Raw genomic sequence first — 15,257 nt, forward strand, 5'->3', positions numbered from 1 at the left:
CGGGGCGTAGCGCGAGGAGCGGAGCGAAAAGCTCCGATGGCAACTTCGTCCCTGAAGGCTCCGAGGCATCTGAGTTCCCGGGATTGAGTAACGAAATCATAACGCCGCGATGAGGGTCGCGAGCAGGGTTACTGGTCCGTTGTGACCTGCCGTAGTGCCGCCAAGTGGTCTAGTTCCCACTGCTCGGAAAACCGCCACCCGTTCGGCCCAATGGCCCATCCGCATCGTGGGAAAATCACCCGACCGTGGCATGTCTCATTCTTTGATCACGAGATTGACACTCCGGCGGGTTCACACGAGTATTTCGCCCATGCAATCCCCAGTCGCCTTGGTGTGGCGCCGGCACGTTGACTTGCGGCAGCAAGCAAGCGCGCTGTGTATGGATTCCTGACCTATTCCGGGTTTGTCGCGACGCAGGCTGATTCGCGTATCCGAAACGGATGCGCCGGTTCCCGTGCGCTGACGCTTTCCACTGTGCCGCAACGGTTCCCTGTGCGAACCGGCGGTTGATTGCTTTCCCCTTCGGTCCGTGCGGTGACGCCTGCGCGGAATAGGGGAGAGGTGTGCCGATTGTCTGGCGCTTCGGTAGCGAAAACAGGGAGAAAGAATGCTATCCAACTCGCCCAAGTGGCGAAAAGTGGTGATAGGCGCCTTGGCGGCGGCACTCGCCGCGGGCACGGTGACCTATACCGGCTCCTCGACGAGTGCCTACGCCGACGTCCAGGTCGTCAAGGACGCGAAGAAGGCGGCCGACGGCAAGGAGTACTGGGTCCAGAACCATCTGGTGTCCAAGGACGTCGCGGCGTCCCGGAGTGCGGACGGCAAGCGCAAGAAGTGGCTGCTGGTCTGGGCCGGTGACGAGAACATCGCCGACACCCTGGTCAAGGACATCAAGAACCTGCCGGGCTCGCTCGGCGGCGGCCTGAACAAGATCAAGAACGCGTTGCCCGGTCCGGACTTCCTCGCCGTGATCGACGCGACGCAGGGTTCGCCGACCTACGGCAAGGTCGTCAACACCGCCACCGTCGGCCCGCTCGTCGAGAACGAGCCGCACCACATGCAGTACGTGTGGCACAAGGGCGACACGATCTACGCCGGAGCGCTGTTCGCCGCGGCGACGTACGCCTTCGATGTCTCCGCGTTGCCGCAGCTGAAGCTCAAGGGCGTCAGCCTCCCGACCCAAACCCTCGGCGGTTCCGTGCCGGACGCGTACTGGGTGCTCAAGGACGGCACCGCCTACGGCACGTACATGGGCGGCCCGGTCGTGCCCGGCCCGCACACCTACGCTAACGGTTCCACCGTGGTGGGCAACGGTTTCGCCGGCAGCCCCGGTGAGGTCGTCCGCTTCGACCAGAACGCGCAGGTGCTTTCCGAGTCCCCGGCCGCCACACCGCAGGGCGACAACAAGAAGCTGTGCGACAACCTCCCGCAGCTGGACAAGCCGACCTGCGCCAACCCGCACGGCATCCAGGCACGCGAGGACCTCAACACCCTGGTCACCAGCGACTACGCCGAGCCGCGGAACATCATCCTCGACCCGGTGAAGCAGCCGTCGCCGTACCTGCGGCGGCCGACCGTCCGCACGTGGGACATCTCCGACCGCAACAAGCCGAAGCTCAAGGCGGTCTCGTACCTGCCGGACGGCCCGAGGGCCGATCCCGCGGACCCGCTGCACGCGGAAAGCCGCGCGGTCATGGAGACCACGGTGACCAACCTGCCGGGGCACAAGGGCGCGTTCGCCCAGACCATGCAGGGCGGCGCGGTGTTCTACACGCCGGACATCACCGCCAAGGAGCCGCACTGGATCCAGGTGTTCGACGACGGCGCGGCGAACAAGGCGATCCACCCGAACAACGATTCCAACGGTGGCGGGTCGAACGGCGGCTGGATCCAGACCAGTCCCGACGACAAGTACCTCTACCGCGCGATCACCGGACGGTCCAAGGGCGCGCTCGGCCCGGACGACCCCGGCACCACCGGTGGCGTGTACGTCCTCGACATCCAGAAGCTGCTCGCCGCCGGCGACAAGGTCGAGAACATCAAGGGCCGGATCGACACGAAGGAGAAGTCCCAGCAGGGCGGCGGCGGCGACCTGCCGACCGTCGTCGGCGCGGCGCCGATCAACCCGGGTACCTCCGGCGGCGGCCCGCACTGGGGCGCGTACGACAACTTCGTGCTCGGCGACGACGGGTACTACCACGAAACCGACAAGCCGCAGCACCTCGCGGTGTCGAACTACTTCGTCGCACGGTCCGGTTTGGACGGTGACCACAAGGTGAACCTGCTGAACCTCGGCGAGGACGGGAAGGTCGCGGTCGACCAGAACTTCCGGGACGAGTTCACCGGGCAGGTCGGGATCAACTTCAACCGGAAGACCTGGCCGCACGGGTCCTTCGGCAACGCCAAGCCGCACTCCGAACTGTTCGTCGTGGCGGACGCGGATCTCAAGTAACCCTGTTCGGCGCGGAAGGTCGTGGGTGGCGGGCACACTCCGCCACCCACGGCTCCGCCGATCTGCTCGGAGAAGGCCCCCATGGATCACCACGTCATACCGGCGAGCTCGGGTTCGGCCGGAGCCGACATCGCCCTCGTCCTGCTCCGGCTCGGACTTCTGCTGGCGACCGCTTTCCTCGCGGGCACAGGGATCCTGCGCCCGCTGGTGGGTGACCTGCCCAGCCGACTTCGCCTCACCATCGCCGCCCTCGGCGGGATTTCCGCCGTGCTCGCCGCGGTTTCCGCCTTCGCGACCGATGTCAACGTCATCGCGCTGATCGTGCATCTCGTGCTGGCGCTGGCGATTCCCGTGCTGATCCGCTGGCCGTCGGCAGGCCGCTGGGCCTCGCTCGCGCTCGCCGCGTTGGTCGTGCTCGAAACGTCGCTCGGACGGACAGGCGTCGAATTCGCCATCGACACCGTCTACGTCGCGGCCGCGGCCTTGTGGTTCGGCGTCACCGTTCTCTCCATCTGGGTGCCTGCCGGGCAATGGCGCCAGACCAACTTCCGGCTCGGCCCGCTTTCCCTGACCCTGGGCGGACTTCTCGTCGTCGCGGGTGCGGTCCAGCTGTTCTCCTCCGGTCTGGGGTTCGACCGCCGGATCTACGGCACGCTCTTCGGTCTGACGTTGCTGGTGATCGCGCTGCTGCCGGTCGCCGCCACCGTCGTCGCGGGTTTCTTCTTCTCGGACAAGGAATCCACGCGTGCCTATCGGTTCGGCGCGGCCGCTGTGGCAGTCGGTTTCGTCGCCTGGAGCGCCCTCGCGGCCATTCCCGAACCGCCCAAGCTGCCGACTCCCGGTGTCGCGCTGCTCGCCGACGCCGCCCTGGGTGAGCAGCGGTTCCCCGTACTGGTGAGCCCGCAGCGGCCCGGCAAGAACCTAGTCCATTTCCCCGCGAGCGCGGGAGAAGACCTGTCCGCCGGAATCGAAGGCGGCCTGATCGGCAAGGCCATCGTGCGCCCCGGCGCCGAAGGCACCTGGGCCGAGGTCGATCTGCCGAAGGGGCGCAGCGACCTGATCATCAGCCGGGGCGGGGAGAAGACGACGATCGAGGTCGACGCGGGGGAGGAGCCGGGCCTCGCCATCGAAGACGCGGACGCGCCCGAATGCGCTTCGGCCGCCTTGGGCGGCTTGATCGCCGACCGCCGTGAAGTCCTCACGTCCTGCCCCGCGGACGCGCTTTCCAGTGAGGACAGCGGTTCTCTGGTCAAACTGGTCGAATTCCTCGCCGGACGTAAGCCTTCCGCGCTCACCCTCGTCGAGGACACTTCGCCGCGCAGTGTGGCCGCCGCGAAGCTGGTCCGCGAGACCGCCGCGAAGGCCGGGCTGCCGGTGCAGGCCGAGGCGGGGCCGAACACCGCACTGCTCGTCGTGTCCGGCTGGGCGGGCGGCTACACGGCGATGACCCGCGCGGCCGAGTCCCAACGGCTCAAGCCGACCCACCAGTACGGCCTGTACCTGGCGCCCTGGCTGCTGAACGGGCCGATCGTCAACTCCGTCGCGAGTTCCTCGATACCGCTGAGGTTCGACCCGCGCGAGCAGGTCGCCGTCAGCTTCGCCGTCGCCGCGGGCAACGCCTTCGGCGGCGAAAGTCCCACGCTCGGCGGGTTCCGGAGCTGGCTGGGCGACCAGTGGCGGTCGATCAACGGCGACGTCCAGATCTTCGCGGCGGCGCAGGTCAACGCCATGCCGATGTACCCGGGCGAACCGCACGCCGTCGGGATGATCGCCGACCGGAACTACGCGGGGCAATGGATCCCCGACGGAACGATCGTGCCGATCAGTTCGGTACTGCGGTGATTTCACCAAAAGAATGGGAGAAGAAATGAAGCGAATCGCGGCCCGTGTGCTGCTGCCACTCGCCGTCGCGGGCGCGCTGTCCGGACTCGCCGGCGGCGTCGCCTCGGCCGACCCGCTGCCGGGTCTGCCCACCGGTGGCGGCAATCCCGCGGTCTGGCTGATCCCCGGGCTGGACCTCGGTGGCCTGCTCGGACCGACCGTCCCCGTGCCGACCGACGTCCTCGCCCCGATCTACGGGATCATCACGCCCATTTCGTAAAACCGTTACCAGCAAAGGAGAATCTCATGAAGAAGACCTTCGTCCGCGCGGTCACCGGCGCGGCGCTCGCCGGTCTCGTCGTGCTCGGCTCGGCCGCTCCGGCACTCGCCGCGCAGGACGCCCCGAACGATGTCGTGGTCGTCGACGAACCGGACACGAGCGATCTCAACAACATCTGGACGTTCGCGCCGCTCGGCGTCCCGGTGCTGGGGCTGATCCAGTCGCTCAACGGCGTCCCCGGCCGGCTGCTGCCGTCCTGACTTCCGTGGCGGCGCGGCTCACGGGCCGCGCCGCCGCTTTCGGTGAGGAGACCGATGGCCGACAGACAACTGATCGGGCGGATCGCCATCGCGGGGATCGTGGTGGCCGCGCTCGCGACCTGTGTGGTGCTGCTCAACGGCGGCGAGGAGCCGCAGGCCGAGACCGTGGCCGTGGTCGGCGAACCGACCGAGGCCGCGCCGTCGCGGGGACCGGACCGCACGATCACGCGGACGCTCAGCCAGGCGCAGCCGCAGCCGGTGTCGAACGACTGGCGGATCGCGTACGAGCTCGCCGGGACGGGGACCGCGACCGTGGTCTACGACTCGAACGGGCTGGGACTCGTGCACCAGGAGCTGCAGGTGACGCTGCCGTGGCGCAAGGAGCTCACGTGGAAGAACACCGGCACCCCGCCGACCGTCCAGCTGATGGGGCAGGGCGAGGGCGTCGTCGAATGCCGGGTGGCCGTGGGCGGCGCCGTGGTCACTTCGGAGAAGTCCGCCCCCGGGGAGGTCGCCACCTGCGCCGGCCGCCTCGCCCCCTCCTGACCTGCGTTTAGCCCCCTAATCGCGATCTGGCGGCAGGGGGAAAACCGGTGGCCAGGGTCGGCAGAATGTAGTCATGACCTGGAGCTTCGAAGTCACCCCCGTCGATCACCCGGACGCCGCCCAGCTGCTGCGGGAGTACCTGGACGAAATCGCGTCCCGCTTCTACGAGCGCCAGGTCACCGAAGAAGAGCTCGACGGCTTGCTCCTGGAGCACCACAGCCGCGATCTGGTCCCGCCGACCGGCACCTTCCTTCTCGCCTGGCGCGACGGGGTGCTCGCCGGGTGCGCGGGGCTGCGGGTCGTCTCGCCCGACATCACCGAGCTCACCCGCGTCTTCCTGCGGAAGGCCGAGCGCGGCAAGGGCGGCGCCGCGCTGCTCGTGGCCGCCGCCGAAGACGTCGCCCGCGGCCTCGGCGCCTCGTTGATCCGTCTCGACACCAGGCGCGACCTGGTCGAGGCGAGGGCCCTGTACGCGCGCCTCGGCTACGACGAGGTCGAGCCCTTCAACAACGAACCCTTCGCCCACCACTTCTTCGCGAAGTCCCTGGAAGTCCCGGATCGCGTTTAGCCCGCGAAAGGCGATCCGGGCGGCGCGGACGGCCTGACCTGCGTTTAGCCCCCTAAACGCGATCCGGTGGGGTGGCGGTGAGCGGGGCCCGGTCGGCGACGTCGGCCAGATAGTCCAAAGTGCGCAGGAGCTGCTTCCCGCTCGGCAGCACCTTCGGGACCACCGCCACCGTCCGCCCGGACGTATGGAACTCGCGGCACCGGCCCGCGTTCCCCGTCAGCCAGTCACGGACCTCGGGACGCAGGACGAACGCGGGATTCGAGCAGTCCACTTCGGATCCGCTGATCGAGAGCGTGCAGTCCGGCATGGCCGCGCCCGTCTCGACGTGCACGACCGTCCGCAGCGAACCGGACTCCCGGGTGCCGTCCTGCCGGAACCCGGCGCCCGGCCGGTGATACCGGTAGACACCGAACGGCTTCCCCCGGTGCGTGCCCACCACCGCCTGGTCGATCGACTCGCCCGCCCGCCGCAACGGGGCGGGTGCCCGGCCCGTCGCGGGCTGCTCGTGTCGCCCGCCCGCGGCACCGAGCCTGGCACCGCTGTAGAAGTCCCAGCCCCGTTCCCGCGCCAACGTGGCCAGCCCGCGTTTCTTCGCCGCCCCGGCGAGAATCCACCAAACGGCGAGCACGATCGGCAACGCCACCGCGGCGATGGCGATGATCCACGCGGTCACGGCTCAGAAGTCCAGATTGTCGGAGGCTTCCTCGGGTGTCTGTTCGTCGTCACCCACCGAACCGTACTGGCCCGCCTTGATCCCGCCCGACGTGTACGTTCCGGCCTTCCCGGCGACCCCCGCCGCGACCTCGCCCTTCTCGCGGCCCGTCTCCGGCGTCTTCCAGCTGCCGTCCGAATTCGTGGCCTTGCCGAGCCCGACGGTGTTCAGCGCGGCCTTCTTCGTGGCCGACGTCATCCGCTCGCCGAAACCGTCCGCGAGCCTGCCGCCCATGGCGCCGTCCTTCGAGGCGAACTTGCCCCACGCGGACGCGCCCGGCCCCGCCGCCAGCTGTGCGGTGGACTTGTTGTGGGCCATCAGCTCCTTGTAGTTGCCCTTCCACTTGCCGAAGAACTCCTTGAGCTTGCCGAGGAACTGCTTGATCTTGTCGAGCAGCTGGCGGAGCTTGTTCAGGAACTTCTGCACCTTCGACGTCGTCGAGACCGCGCGGGTGGCCGTCAGCCCGCCCGCGGTCGCCGTCGAACCACCGCAGGTCGGGACGGCCGCGGCCAGCGCCGGGATCCAGATCATGATCAGCCAGGTGATGAACTCGGTGAGGATCGCCTTGATGAACTCCTCGATCACCGTCATCACCATGCTGGAGATCTGCAGCAGCTGGGCGATGTCCCCGGCCTGCGCCGCGATCCCGTCGATGCCCTGCGCGAACTTCGCCAGCTTCTCGCCCGCCGCGTTCGCCGCGTCACCGGTCCACTGGGACAGCGACGTCTTCGCGTCCTCGCCGAACTTCTTGCTGTAGTTCTGCAGGTAGACGCCGATGTTGTTGAAGTTGCCCGCCGCGTTCGACAACGCCGGACCGTCGCCGCTCACCATGTGGATGGCGTCCTGGATCGGCTGGCACACGTTCATCAGGAAGCTGAGCCCCTGGCCGACCAGCCAGCCGATGGGGTCGCTGGCGATGTCCGCGACGCCCATGCACGAGCTGACGAAGCCGGCGCCGCTGGCCGCGATCGTCCCGATGTCGCTGGCCTGGAACCCGTCTGCGGTCGCCTTCTTGACGGTGTCGAAAGTGCTGAAACCACTGCCGATCGGCCCGGGCAGCGAGGTCAGCATCTTGTCCGTGCGGATGGTGTCCGGGTTGTAGTCGTTGATCTGGATCTTGGTGTGTTCGCCGGTGATCTTCTGATCGGCCACGATCAGTCCCCCTCGCTACTTGGCCGGCCCCATCTTCGGTGTCCTCGATTGCGCCGGCTGCTCCAGCAGCTTGAGGATTTCGTTGAGCGCCTTGACGTTGTCGTCTTCGTTCCGCTCGTAGGCGGTGGCGGCGTTGCCGAGCTTCTCCGAAGCCGCGGTCAGCCCCGCGGACATCTCGATCAGCAGATCCTGCAGATCGGTGAGCATCGACGTGTACTCGTGCTTCACGAACAGGCCGACGACTCCCCATGACTCGTCGCCGACGTCGGACTGCTGCGTCAGCCGTCCGACCTCGTTCGGGATCTGGACGTCCTGCCCGAGCTTGCCCGAGTAGGTGCGCAGAGCGCTGATCACCACCTCATGCCCTCCGGCCATCGGCGGTCCCTCCCTTCGCGCACCTTCCGATGCGGCTCGTCGTGATCGGCGCCTTGGACCCGGCTGCCCCGCCCGCGGTTCCCAGCGCCCCGGATCGCGTTCAGCCCGCGAAACGCGATCCGGCCCGGGATCAGTGGTCGTCGTCGAAGAGGTTCTTCAGGAAACGGTCGCCGTCCGAGGCGCTCGACGCCGGGGGCGGCGGGGTCTGTGGCCGCTGCGGTTCGTCGGCGGATTTGAGGACGGAACGCTCGGAGTAGTCGTCGGCGTGCGGCTCGGCGGCCGGCTGCGAAGGCGACTCCTCTTCCATCCGGGCCCGCATCTCCTCGACGGTGGTGCCGAACAGGTCGGCTTGGGTCTCCAGCACCTGGTCCACCAGATTGAGGTCGTCGCCCATGTGCTCTTCGACGATCGTGGCCTGTTTGCGGGCCGCTTCGGCCACGGCCTGCTGGATGGTCGACATCAGCGCCGACGAAAGCGCGTCCGGACGCTGGCGAAGGGCGTCTTCGGTGAACTTGACGTCCATGATCGCGCCGCCGGGCCCCGCCACCACCGTCACCGAACGGTCCGAAGAGGACGCCGTCGCCTCGATCCTGCTGAGTTCGTCCTGCATGCCGCCGATGCTCGCGAGCCGATCGTCGACGTTCCGGAGCTGCGACTGGAACTGGTCGAATTGCGCGACCAGCTGCTCGAACTCGGCGGACATGGAGCCTCCCCATAGTGCGGTGCGACGGCCGGGCCGACGCTGTGACCAGTCTCATCGTGACTCATTCACCGGTTCGACGCGACGGGGTGGTTCTCGGATCCATCCGGCTCACCCGTTAGGGGAATAGGTAGCGTGGTTCGCCGAGTAGTGATCGACAAGTACGGAATCAGCACCAGCGAGGGGAGGGCGTCGTGGACGCCGAGAAGCAGGAAAGCACCGAGGAGCCCAGGCGGGGGAGTCACGCGGCGCCGGAGGGGGCTCCCGTGCATCCGTTGATCGATCTTTCCCGTGACCCGCATCCGGGCCGGGCGGATCACGCCAAGCCCGAAGAGGAATGAAAGCGGCCGAAACGCCGTTCCATCAGGGTGGCCGCGGCCTCGCGCCCGGCACGATATAGTTATCGACCCCCCGATTTGGCCGGTCCGGAAGTGGCCGGGTATCTTTGGAGACCGTGCCCGGCAGGCGTCGGGCCGTCCCGTGTGCCGTGCGGCACGGACGGGATGCTCAGGCATCCGGTCCGAAGGCTTCGCCCACGCGGGATCCGACGGAAAATCCCTACGGGAAGTTACCGGTCGCAAGACCGTGACGCGGGTCGACACGCCCGACCGCGGGGGCCGGAGACAACACGTAGTAGCAAGATCGCGAACAGAAAGCTGGTCCATTGCCCACGATCCAGCAGCTGGTCCGTAAGGGCCGCCAGGACAAGGCTGCCAAGCAGAAGACCGCGGCCCTCAAGGGGAGCCCGCAGCGGCGTGGCGTGTGCACTCGCGTGTACACCACAACCCCCAAGAAGCCGAACTCGGCGCTTCGCAAGGTCGCTCGTGTGAAGCTGACCAGCGGCATCGAGGTCACCGCCTACATTCCCGGTGAAGGCCACAACCTGCAGGAGCACTCGATGGTGCTCGTGCGCGGTGGTCGTGTGAAGGACCTGCCGGGTGTCCGCTACAAGATCATCCGCGGTTCGCTCGACACCCAGGGTGTCAAGAACCGTAAGCAGGCGCGCAGCCGGTACGGCGCGAAGAAGGAGAAGAGCTAATGCCCCGCAAGGGTCCGGCCCCGAAGCGGCCGCTGATCTCTGACCCCGTCTACGCATCCCCGCTGGTCACCCAGCTGGTGAACAAGGTGCTGAAGGACGGCAAGCGGTCCCTGGCCGAGCGCATCGTCTACGGCGCCCTCGAAGGCGCTCGCGAGAAGACCGGCACCGACCCGGTCGTCACGCTGAAGCGCGCCCTCGACAACGTGAAGCCCACCATCGAGGTGAAGAGCCGCCGCGTCGGTGGTGCCACCTACCAGGTGCCGATCGAGGTCAAGCCGGGCCGCTCCACCACGCTCGCGCTCCGCTGGCTGGTCTCCTTCTCGCAGGCTCGCCGTGAGAAGACCATGATCGAGCGTCTGCAGAACGAGCTCCTCGACGCGAGCAACGGCCTCGGCGCCAGCGTGAAGCGGCGTGAGGACACCCACAAGATGGCCGAGTCCAACAAGGCCTTCGCGCACTACCGCTGGTGATATCCGCCCGGCTGCCGATCAAAGCCTTGCCGGGCCCCAATTTTGAGACAGGGGAACACTCTCGTGGCACGTGAAGTGCTGACCGACCTGAACAAGGTCCGCAACATCGGCATCATGGCCCACATCGACGCCGGTAAGACCACCACCACCGAGCGGATCCTGTTCTACACCGGGATCAACTACAAGATCGGCGAGGTGCACGACGGCGCCGCGACGATGGACTGGATGGAGGAGGAGCAGAAGCGGGGTATCACCATCACCTCGGCTGCCACCACCACCTTCTGGGCCGACCACCAGATCAACATCATCGACACCCCGGGTCACGTCGACTTCACCGTCGAGGTGGAGCGTTCGCTGCGGGTGCTCGACGGTGCCGTCGCCGTCTTCGACGGCAAGGAAGGTGTCGAGCCGCAGTCCGAGCAGGTCTGGCGTCAGGCGGACAAGTACGAGGTTCCTCGTATCTGCTTCGTCAACAAGATGGACAAGCTCGGCGCGGACTTCTACTTCACCGTCCGCACCATCGAGGAGCGCCTCGGCGCCCGCCCGCTGGTCATCCAGCTGCCGATCGGCGCCGAGAACGAGTTCGAAGGCGTCATCGACCTGGTCCGCATGAAGGCGCTGACCTGGCGCGGCGAGGTCCAGAAGGGCGAGGACTACTCGGTCGAGGACATCCCCGCGGAGCTGGCCGACAAGGCCGCCGAGTACCGCGAGAAGCTCGTCGAGACCGTCGCCGAGACCGACGACGCGCTGATGGAGAAGTTCCTCGAGGGCGAGGAGCTCACCGAGGCCGAGATCAAGGCCGGCATCCGGAAGCTCACCGTCGCCCGCGAGGCGTACCCGGTGCTCACCGGTTCCGCGTTCAAGAACAAGGGCGTCCAGCCCATGCTCGACGCGGTCATCGACTACCTTCCGTCGCCGCTGGACGTCCCGGCCGTCGAGGGCACGCTGTCCGACGGCGAGACCCCGGTCACCCGGAAGCCGTCCGTCGACGAGCCGTTCTCCGCTCTGGCGTTCAAGATCGCCGCGCACCCGTTCTTCGGCAAGCTGACCTACATCCGGGTGTACTCGGGCAAGGTCGCCTCCGGCGCGCAGCTGATCAACGCCACCAAGGAGCGCAAGGAGCGCATCGGGAAGCTCTTCCAGATGCACTCCAACAAGGAGAACCCGGTCGACGAGGCCCAGGCCGGCCACATCTACGCGGTCATCGGCCTGAAGGACACCACCACCGGTGACACCCTCGCCGACCCGCAGAACCCGGTCGTCCTCGAGTCGATGACGTTCCCGGCGCCGGTCATCCGCGTCGCGATCGAGCCGAAGACCAAGGCCGACCAGGAGAAGCTGTCCCTGGCGATCCAGAAGCTGGCCGAAGAGGACCCGACGTTCCAGGTCAACCTGGACGAGGACACCGGCCAGACGATCATCGCCGGTATGGGCGAGCTGCACCTCGAGGTGCTGGTCAACCGCATGAAGTCCGACTACAAGGTCGAGGCGAACATCGGTAAGCCGCAGGTCGCCTACCGCGAGACGGTGCGCAAGACGGTCGAGAAGCTCGACTACGTGCACAAGAAGCAGACCGGTGGTTCCGGTCAGTTCGCGAAGGTCATCGTCAAGCTCGAGCCGCTCGAGTCCACCGACGGTGCCCTCTACGAGTTCGACAACAAGGTCACCGGTGGCCGCGTGCCGCGGGAGTACATCCCGTCGGTCGACGCGGGCGCGCAGGACGCCATGCAGTACGGCGTGCTGGCCGGCTACCCGCTCGTCGGGTTGAAGTTCACCTTGTTGGACGGCGCGTACCACGAGGTCGACTCTTCGGAAATGGCCTTCAAGATCGCCGGCTCCATGGCGATGAAGGAAGCCGCGAAGAAGGCCGGTCCGGTCATCCTCGAGCCGCTGATGGCCGTCGAGGTCACCACGCCCGAGGACTACATGGGCGATGTGATCGGCGACCTCAACTCCCGCCGTGGCCAGATCCAGGCCATGGAGGAGCGCGCCGGTACCCGTGTCGTCAAGGCACTGGTCCCGCTGTCGGAGATGTTCGGTTACGTCGGCGACCTGCGTTCGCGTACGCAGGGACGTGCCAACTACTCCATGGTGTTCGACTCCTACGCCGAGGTTCCCGCGAACGTCGCGAAGGAAATCATCGCGAAGGCGACGGGGGAGTAGTTCCCGTCCGCTCGCGGGCATAAGGAACACTCCTGAACGTCCGCAGCATCCGTCAAGAAACGAATCCCCGTCCGACAGCCACGTTGGCCGGTGAGTAAGCAAAACAGTCCAGGAGGACATTCCAGTGGCGAAGGCGAAATTCGAGCGGACCAAGCCGCACGTCAACATCGGGACCATCGGTCACGTCGACCACGGTAAGACCACTCTGACCGCGGCGATCACCAAGGTTCTGCACGACAAGTACCCCGAGCTGAACACCGCTTCGGCGTTCGACCAGATCGACAACGCGCCCGAAGAGAAGCAGCGCGGTATCACGATCAACATCTCGCACGTCGAGTACCAGACCGAGAAGCGTCACTACGCCCACGTGGACGCCCCCGGTCACGCGGACTACATCAAGAACATGATCACCGGTGCGGCGCAGATGGACGGCGCGATCCTCGTGGTCGCGGCGACCGACGGCCCGATGCCGCAGACCCGTGAGCACGTGCTGCTCGCGAAGCAGGTCGGCGTGCCCTACATCGTGGTCGCGCTGAACAAGGCCGACATGGTCGACGACGAGGAGATCCTGGAGCTCGTCGAGCTCGAGGTCCGCGAGCTGCTGTCCTCCCAGGACTTCCCGGGTGACGACGCTCCGGTCATCAAGGTCTCCGGCCTGAAGGCCCTCGAGGGCGACGCCAAGTGGGGCGAGAGCGTTCTCGAGCTGATGGAAGCCGTCGACGAGAACGTGCCGGACCCGGTCCGCGAGCTCGACAAGCCGTTCCTCATGCCGATCGAGGACGTCTTCACCATCACCGGCCGTGGCACGGTCGTGACCGGTCGCATCGAGCGCGGCCGCGTCAACGTGAACGAAGAGGTCGAGATCGTCGGCATCAAGGAGAAGTCGACCAAGACCACCGTCACCGGTGTCGAGATGTTCCGCAAGCTGCTGGACACCGGCGAGGCGGGCGACAACGTCGGTCTGCTGGTCCGCGGTATCAAGCGCGAGGACGTCGAGCGCGGCCAGGTCGTCGTGAAGCCGGGCACCACCACCCCGCACACGGAGTTCGAGGGCTCGGTCTACATCCTGTCGAAGGACGAGGGTGGCCGTCACACCCCGTTCTTCAACAACTACCGCCCGCAGTTCTACTTCCGTACCACGGACGTGACCGGCGTTGTCACCCTCAAGGAGGGTGTCGAGATGGTCATGCCGGGCGACAACACGGACATCAGCGTCGTGCTGATCCAGCCGGTCGCCATGGACGAGGGCCTGCGTTTCGCCATCCGCGAGGGTGGTCGGACCGTCGGCGCCGGCCAGGTCACCAAGATCATCAAGTGATTTAGGCGCCCCGCCCGGGGGTAATACACCCCCGGGTTAGGGGCGTCAAATCACGTGTGCGACACTATTCAGGTTGCTCGTCCTGGGGCGGCCGAACTCGTACTTCTTCGGAAGACAGGTTCCGGCCGCCCTGGTATGAGCGGCCACGGTCCGCGGAGCACTTCCTTCGGGTGAGGCTAGCGGGCAAGGGCGTTTGAGACGGCGATCCAAGCTTTTCCGCCGGCTCGATGCCTCCTCACGTTGAGGAAGACCAGGCAAGACGAAGATCCCGCGGGATCCGTCTGTGCGTCGGGCACGACACGCCCGACCGCGTGGACCGGGGACAGGGCCGTTGAACTGGGAAAACCTCAGCCAGGCTGAGGTTTGAAAAGACAAAAGCGGCACGAGACGACAAGGAACGAGCAGCCACCATGGCGGGACAGAAGATCCGCATCCGGCTCAAGGCCTACGACCACGAGGCGATCGACACCTCGGCACGCAAGATCGTCGAGACGGTCACGCGTACCGGCGCCCGTGTTGTCGGGCCGGTGCCGCTGCCCACCGAGAAGAACGTTTACTGCGTCATCCGCTCGCCGCACAAGTACAAGGACTCGCGCGAGCACTTCGAGATGCGCACGCACAAGCGTCTGATCGACATCCTCGACCCGACGCCGAAGACGGTCGACGCGCTCATGCGCATCGACCTGCCGGCGAGCGTCGACGTCAACATCCAGTAGCAGCGGCTGGCGAGCGGCGGAGAGTAAGAGACTCATGTCTGACAGGCAAGTGAAGGGCATCCTGGGCACCAAGCTCGGCATGACCCAGGTCTTCGACGAGAACAACCGGGTCGTCCCGGTGACCGTCGTCCAGGCCGGTCCGAACGTGGTCACCCAGGTTCGGACCCAGGAGAACGACGGCTACAAGGCCGTGCAGCTGGCTTTCGGCGCGGTCGACCCGCGTCGCGTGAACAAGCCGCGCACCGGCCACTTCGACAAGGCGAGCGTGACCCCGCGCCGTTACCTTGCGGAGCTGCGTACCACCGACGCCGAGACCTACGAGGTCGGCCAGGAGATCACCGCCGAGGTGTTCGAGGCCGGTATCGAGGTCGACGTGACCGGTACCAGCAAGGGCAAGGGCTACGCCGGTGTCATGAAGCGTCACGGCTTCAAGGGCCAGGGCGCGAGCCACGGTGCCCAGGCCGTGCACCGCAAGCCCGGCTCGATCGGTGGCTGCGCCACCCCGGGCCGCGTCTTCAAGGGCCTGCGCATGGCGGGCCGGATGGGCAACGACCGGGTCACCACGCAGAACCTGACCGTGCACGCGGTGCGTGCCGAGGACGGCCTGCTGCTGATCAAGGGCGCCGTGCCCGGTCCCAAGGGCGGCCTGCTGTTCGTTCGCAGCGCCGCGAAGGGTGGTAACTGA

17 protein-coding genes are annotated in these 15,257 nt (G+C 67.0%); 13 read left to right on the forward strand and 4 right to left on the reverse strand.

The features are described 5' to 3' along the window. The first annotated feature begins 607 nt into the window (after positions 1-607). The 6 genes from AB8M46_RS14955 to AB8M46_RS14980 all read left to right on the forward strand — a co-directional run bounded on the left by AB8M46_RS14955 (position 608) and on the right by AB8M46_RS14980 (position 5,927). Positions 608-2,452, forward strand: a complete 1,845-nt coding sequence (locus AB8M46_RS14955; RefSeq protein WP_233629560.1) for a selenium-binding family protein — start codon at positions 608-610, stop codon at positions 2,450-2,452. An 81-nt stretch (positions 2,453-2,533) separates the two neighbouring features. Beyond that, positions 2,534-4,294, forward strand: a complete 1,761-nt coding sequence (locus AB8M46_RS14960) for a hypothetical protein (RefSeq protein WP_394360518.1) — start codon at positions 2,534-2,536, stop codon at positions 4,292-4,294. 25 nt (positions 4,295-4,319) lie between these two features. Next, entirely contained in the window at positions 4,320-4,553 is a 234-nt protein-coding gene (locus AB8M46_RS14965; RefSeq protein ID WP_016331078.1) for a hypothetical protein, read from the forward strand. A gap of 26 nt (positions 4,554-4,579) precedes the next feature. Beyond that, positions 4,580-4,813 carry a hypothetical protein gene (locus tag AB8M46_RS14970; RefSeq protein WP_016331079.1) on the forward strand — a complete coding sequence of 78 codons (234 nt, stop codon included), beginning with the start codon at positions 4,580-4,582 and terminating at the stop codon, positions 4,811-4,813. Positions 4,814-4,867: 54 nt separating this feature from the next. Then, positions 4,868-5,359, forward strand: a complete 492-nt coding sequence (locus tag AB8M46_RS14975; RefSeq protein ID WP_037332701.1) for a hypothetical protein — start codon at positions 4,868-4,870, stop codon at positions 5,357-5,359. 73 nt (positions 5,360-5,432) lie between these two features. Next, entirely contained in the window at positions 5,433-5,927 is a 495-nt protein-coding gene (locus tag AB8M46_RS14980) for a GNAT family N-acetyltransferase (RefSeq protein ID WP_378420563.1), read from the forward strand. 52 nt (positions 5,928-5,979) lie between these two features. Here AB8M46_RS14980 and AB8M46_RS14985 read toward each other — a convergent pair whose 3' ends face one another. From AB8M46_RS14985 to AB8M46_RS15000, 4 genes are all read right to left on the reverse strand, one after another. After that, the gene (locus AB8M46_RS14985) at positions 5,980-6,600 is read right to left on the reverse strand and encodes a hypothetical protein (RefSeq protein WP_037332697.1); all 621 of its coding nucleotides are present in this window, start codon (positions 6,598-6,600) and stop codon (positions 5,980-5,982) included. Between the two features lie 3 nt (positions 6,601-6,603). Beyond that, on the reverse strand, positions 6,604-7,791 hold the full coding sequence (locus AB8M46_RS14990; RefSeq protein ID WP_052120220.1) for a hypothetical protein: 1,188 nt from the start codon (positions 7,789-7,791) through the stop codon (positions 6,604-6,606). Positions 7,792-7,806: 15 nt separating this feature from the next. Further along, positions 7,807-8,166, reverse strand: a complete 360-nt coding sequence (locus AB8M46_RS14995; RefSeq protein WP_037332695.1) for a type VII secretion target — start codon at positions 8,164-8,166, stop codon at positions 7,807-7,809. A gap of 130 nt (positions 8,167-8,296) precedes the next feature. Continuing rightward, positions 8,297-8,869, reverse strand: a complete 573-nt coding sequence (locus AB8M46_RS15000; protein WP_394360519.1) for a YbaB/EbfC family nucleoid-associated protein — start codon at positions 8,867-8,869, stop codon at positions 8,297-8,299. Positions 8,870-9,060: 191 nt separating this feature from the next. On the opposite strand from AB8M46_RS15000, the gene AB8M46_RS15005 reads away from it, so the two are divergent. The 7 genes from AB8M46_RS15005 (at position 9,061) to rplC (ending at position 15,257) form a co-directional block, all read left to right on the forward strand. Next, positions 9,061-9,207: a hypothetical protein gene (locus AB8M46_RS15005; RefSeq protein WP_016331086.1), complete on the forward strand. Its 147-nt coding sequence runs from the start codon at positions 9,061-9,063 to the stop codon at positions 9,205-9,207. Positions 9,208-9,530: 323 nt separating this feature from the next. Beyond that, complete coding sequence (rpsL, locus tag AB8M46_RS15010; protein ID WP_003102113.1) at positions 9,531-9,905, forward strand: 30S ribosomal protein S12; 375 nt, start codon at positions 9,531-9,533, stop codon at positions 9,903-9,905. Beyond that, the gene (gene rpsG / locus AB8M46_RS15015; protein ID WP_007031033.1) at positions 9,905-10,375 is read left to right on the forward strand and encodes a 30S ribosomal protein S7; all 471 of its coding nucleotides are present in this window, start codon (positions 9,905-9,907) and stop codon (positions 10,373-10,375) included. Before rpsL ends, rpsG begins: the two co-directional genes overlap by 1 nt. Before the next feature lie 63 nt (positions 10,376-10,438). Further along, positions 10,439-12,538, forward strand: a complete 2,100-nt coding sequence (gene fusA / locus AB8M46_RS15020) for an elongation factor G (RefSeq protein WP_394360520.1) — start codon at positions 10,439-10,441, stop codon at positions 12,536-12,538. Positions 12,539-12,662: 124 nt separating this feature from the next. Further along, the gene (gene tuf / locus AB8M46_RS15025) at positions 12,663-13,856 is read left to right on the forward strand and encodes an elongation factor Tu (protein ID WP_016331088.1); all 1,194 of its coding nucleotides are present in this window, start codon (positions 12,663-12,665) and stop codon (positions 13,854-13,856) included. A gap of 410 nt (positions 13,857-14,266) precedes the next feature. Continuing rightward, positions 14,267-14,572, forward strand: coding sequence for a 30S ribosomal protein S10 (gene rpsJ, locus AB8M46_RS15030; protein ID WP_003102098.1), 306 nt, complete (start codon positions 14,267-14,269; stop codon positions 14,570-14,572). Between the two features lie 34 nt (positions 14,573-14,606). Then, complete coding sequence (gene rplC / locus AB8M46_RS15035) at positions 14,607-15,257, forward strand: 50S ribosomal protein L3 (protein WP_007031036.1); 651 nt, start codon at positions 14,607-14,609, stop codon at positions 15,255-15,257.

It is taken from the genome of Amycolatopsis sp. SB7-3, assembly GCF_041021335.1.
GTDB classification, from domain to species: domain Bacteria; phylum Actinomycetota; class Actinomycetes; order Mycobacteriales; family Pseudonocardiaceae; genus Amycolatopsis; species Amycolatopsis japonica.

Bases quoted from the DNA above. Each gene is read 5' to 3' on its own strand.
- AB8M46_RS14965 (WP_016331078.1), top strand. From the start codon at position 4,320: ATGAAGCGAATCGCGGCCCGTGTGCTGCTGCCACTCGCCGTCGCGGGC.
- rpsG (WP_007031033.1), top strand. From the start codon at position 9,905: ATGCCCCGCAAGGGTCCGGCCCCGAAGCGGCCGCTGATCTCTGACCCC.
- rpsJ (WP_003102098.1), top strand. From the start codon at position 14,267: ATGGCGGGACAGAAGATCCGCATCCGGCTCAAGGCCTACGACCACGAG.
- AB8M46_RS14970 (WP_016331079.1), top strand. From the start codon at position 4,580: ATGAAGAAGACCTTCGTCCGCGCGGTCACCGGCGCGGCGCTCGCCGGT.
- AB8M46_RS14955 (WP_233629560.1), top strand. From the start codon at position 608: ATGCTATCCAACTCGCCCAAGTGGCGAAAAGTGGTGATAGGCGCCTTG.
- AB8M46_RS14975 (WP_037332701.1), top strand. From the start codon at position 4,868: ATGGCCGACAGACAACTGATCGGGCGGATCGCCATCGCGGGGATCGTG.
- AB8M46_RS14980 (WP_378420563.1), top strand. From the start codon at position 5,433: ATGACCTGGAGCTTCGAAGTCACCCCCGTCGATCACCCGGACGCCGCC.
- AB8M46_RS14960 (WP_394360518.1), top strand. From the start codon at position 2,534: ATGGATCACCACGTCATACCGGCGAGCTCGGGTTCGGCCGGAGCCGAC.
- rplC (WP_007031036.1), top strand. From the start codon at position 14,607: ATGTCTGACAGGCAAGTGAAGGGCATCCTGGGCACCAAGCTCGGCATG.
- AB8M46_RS15000 (WP_394360519.1), bottom strand. From the start codon at position 8,869: ATGTCCGCCGAGTTCGAGCAGCTGGTCGCGCAATTCGACCAGTTCCAG.
- AB8M46_RS14995 (WP_037332695.1), bottom strand. From the start codon at position 8,166: ATGGCCGGAGGGCATGAGGTGGTGATCAGCGCTCTGCGCACCTACTCG.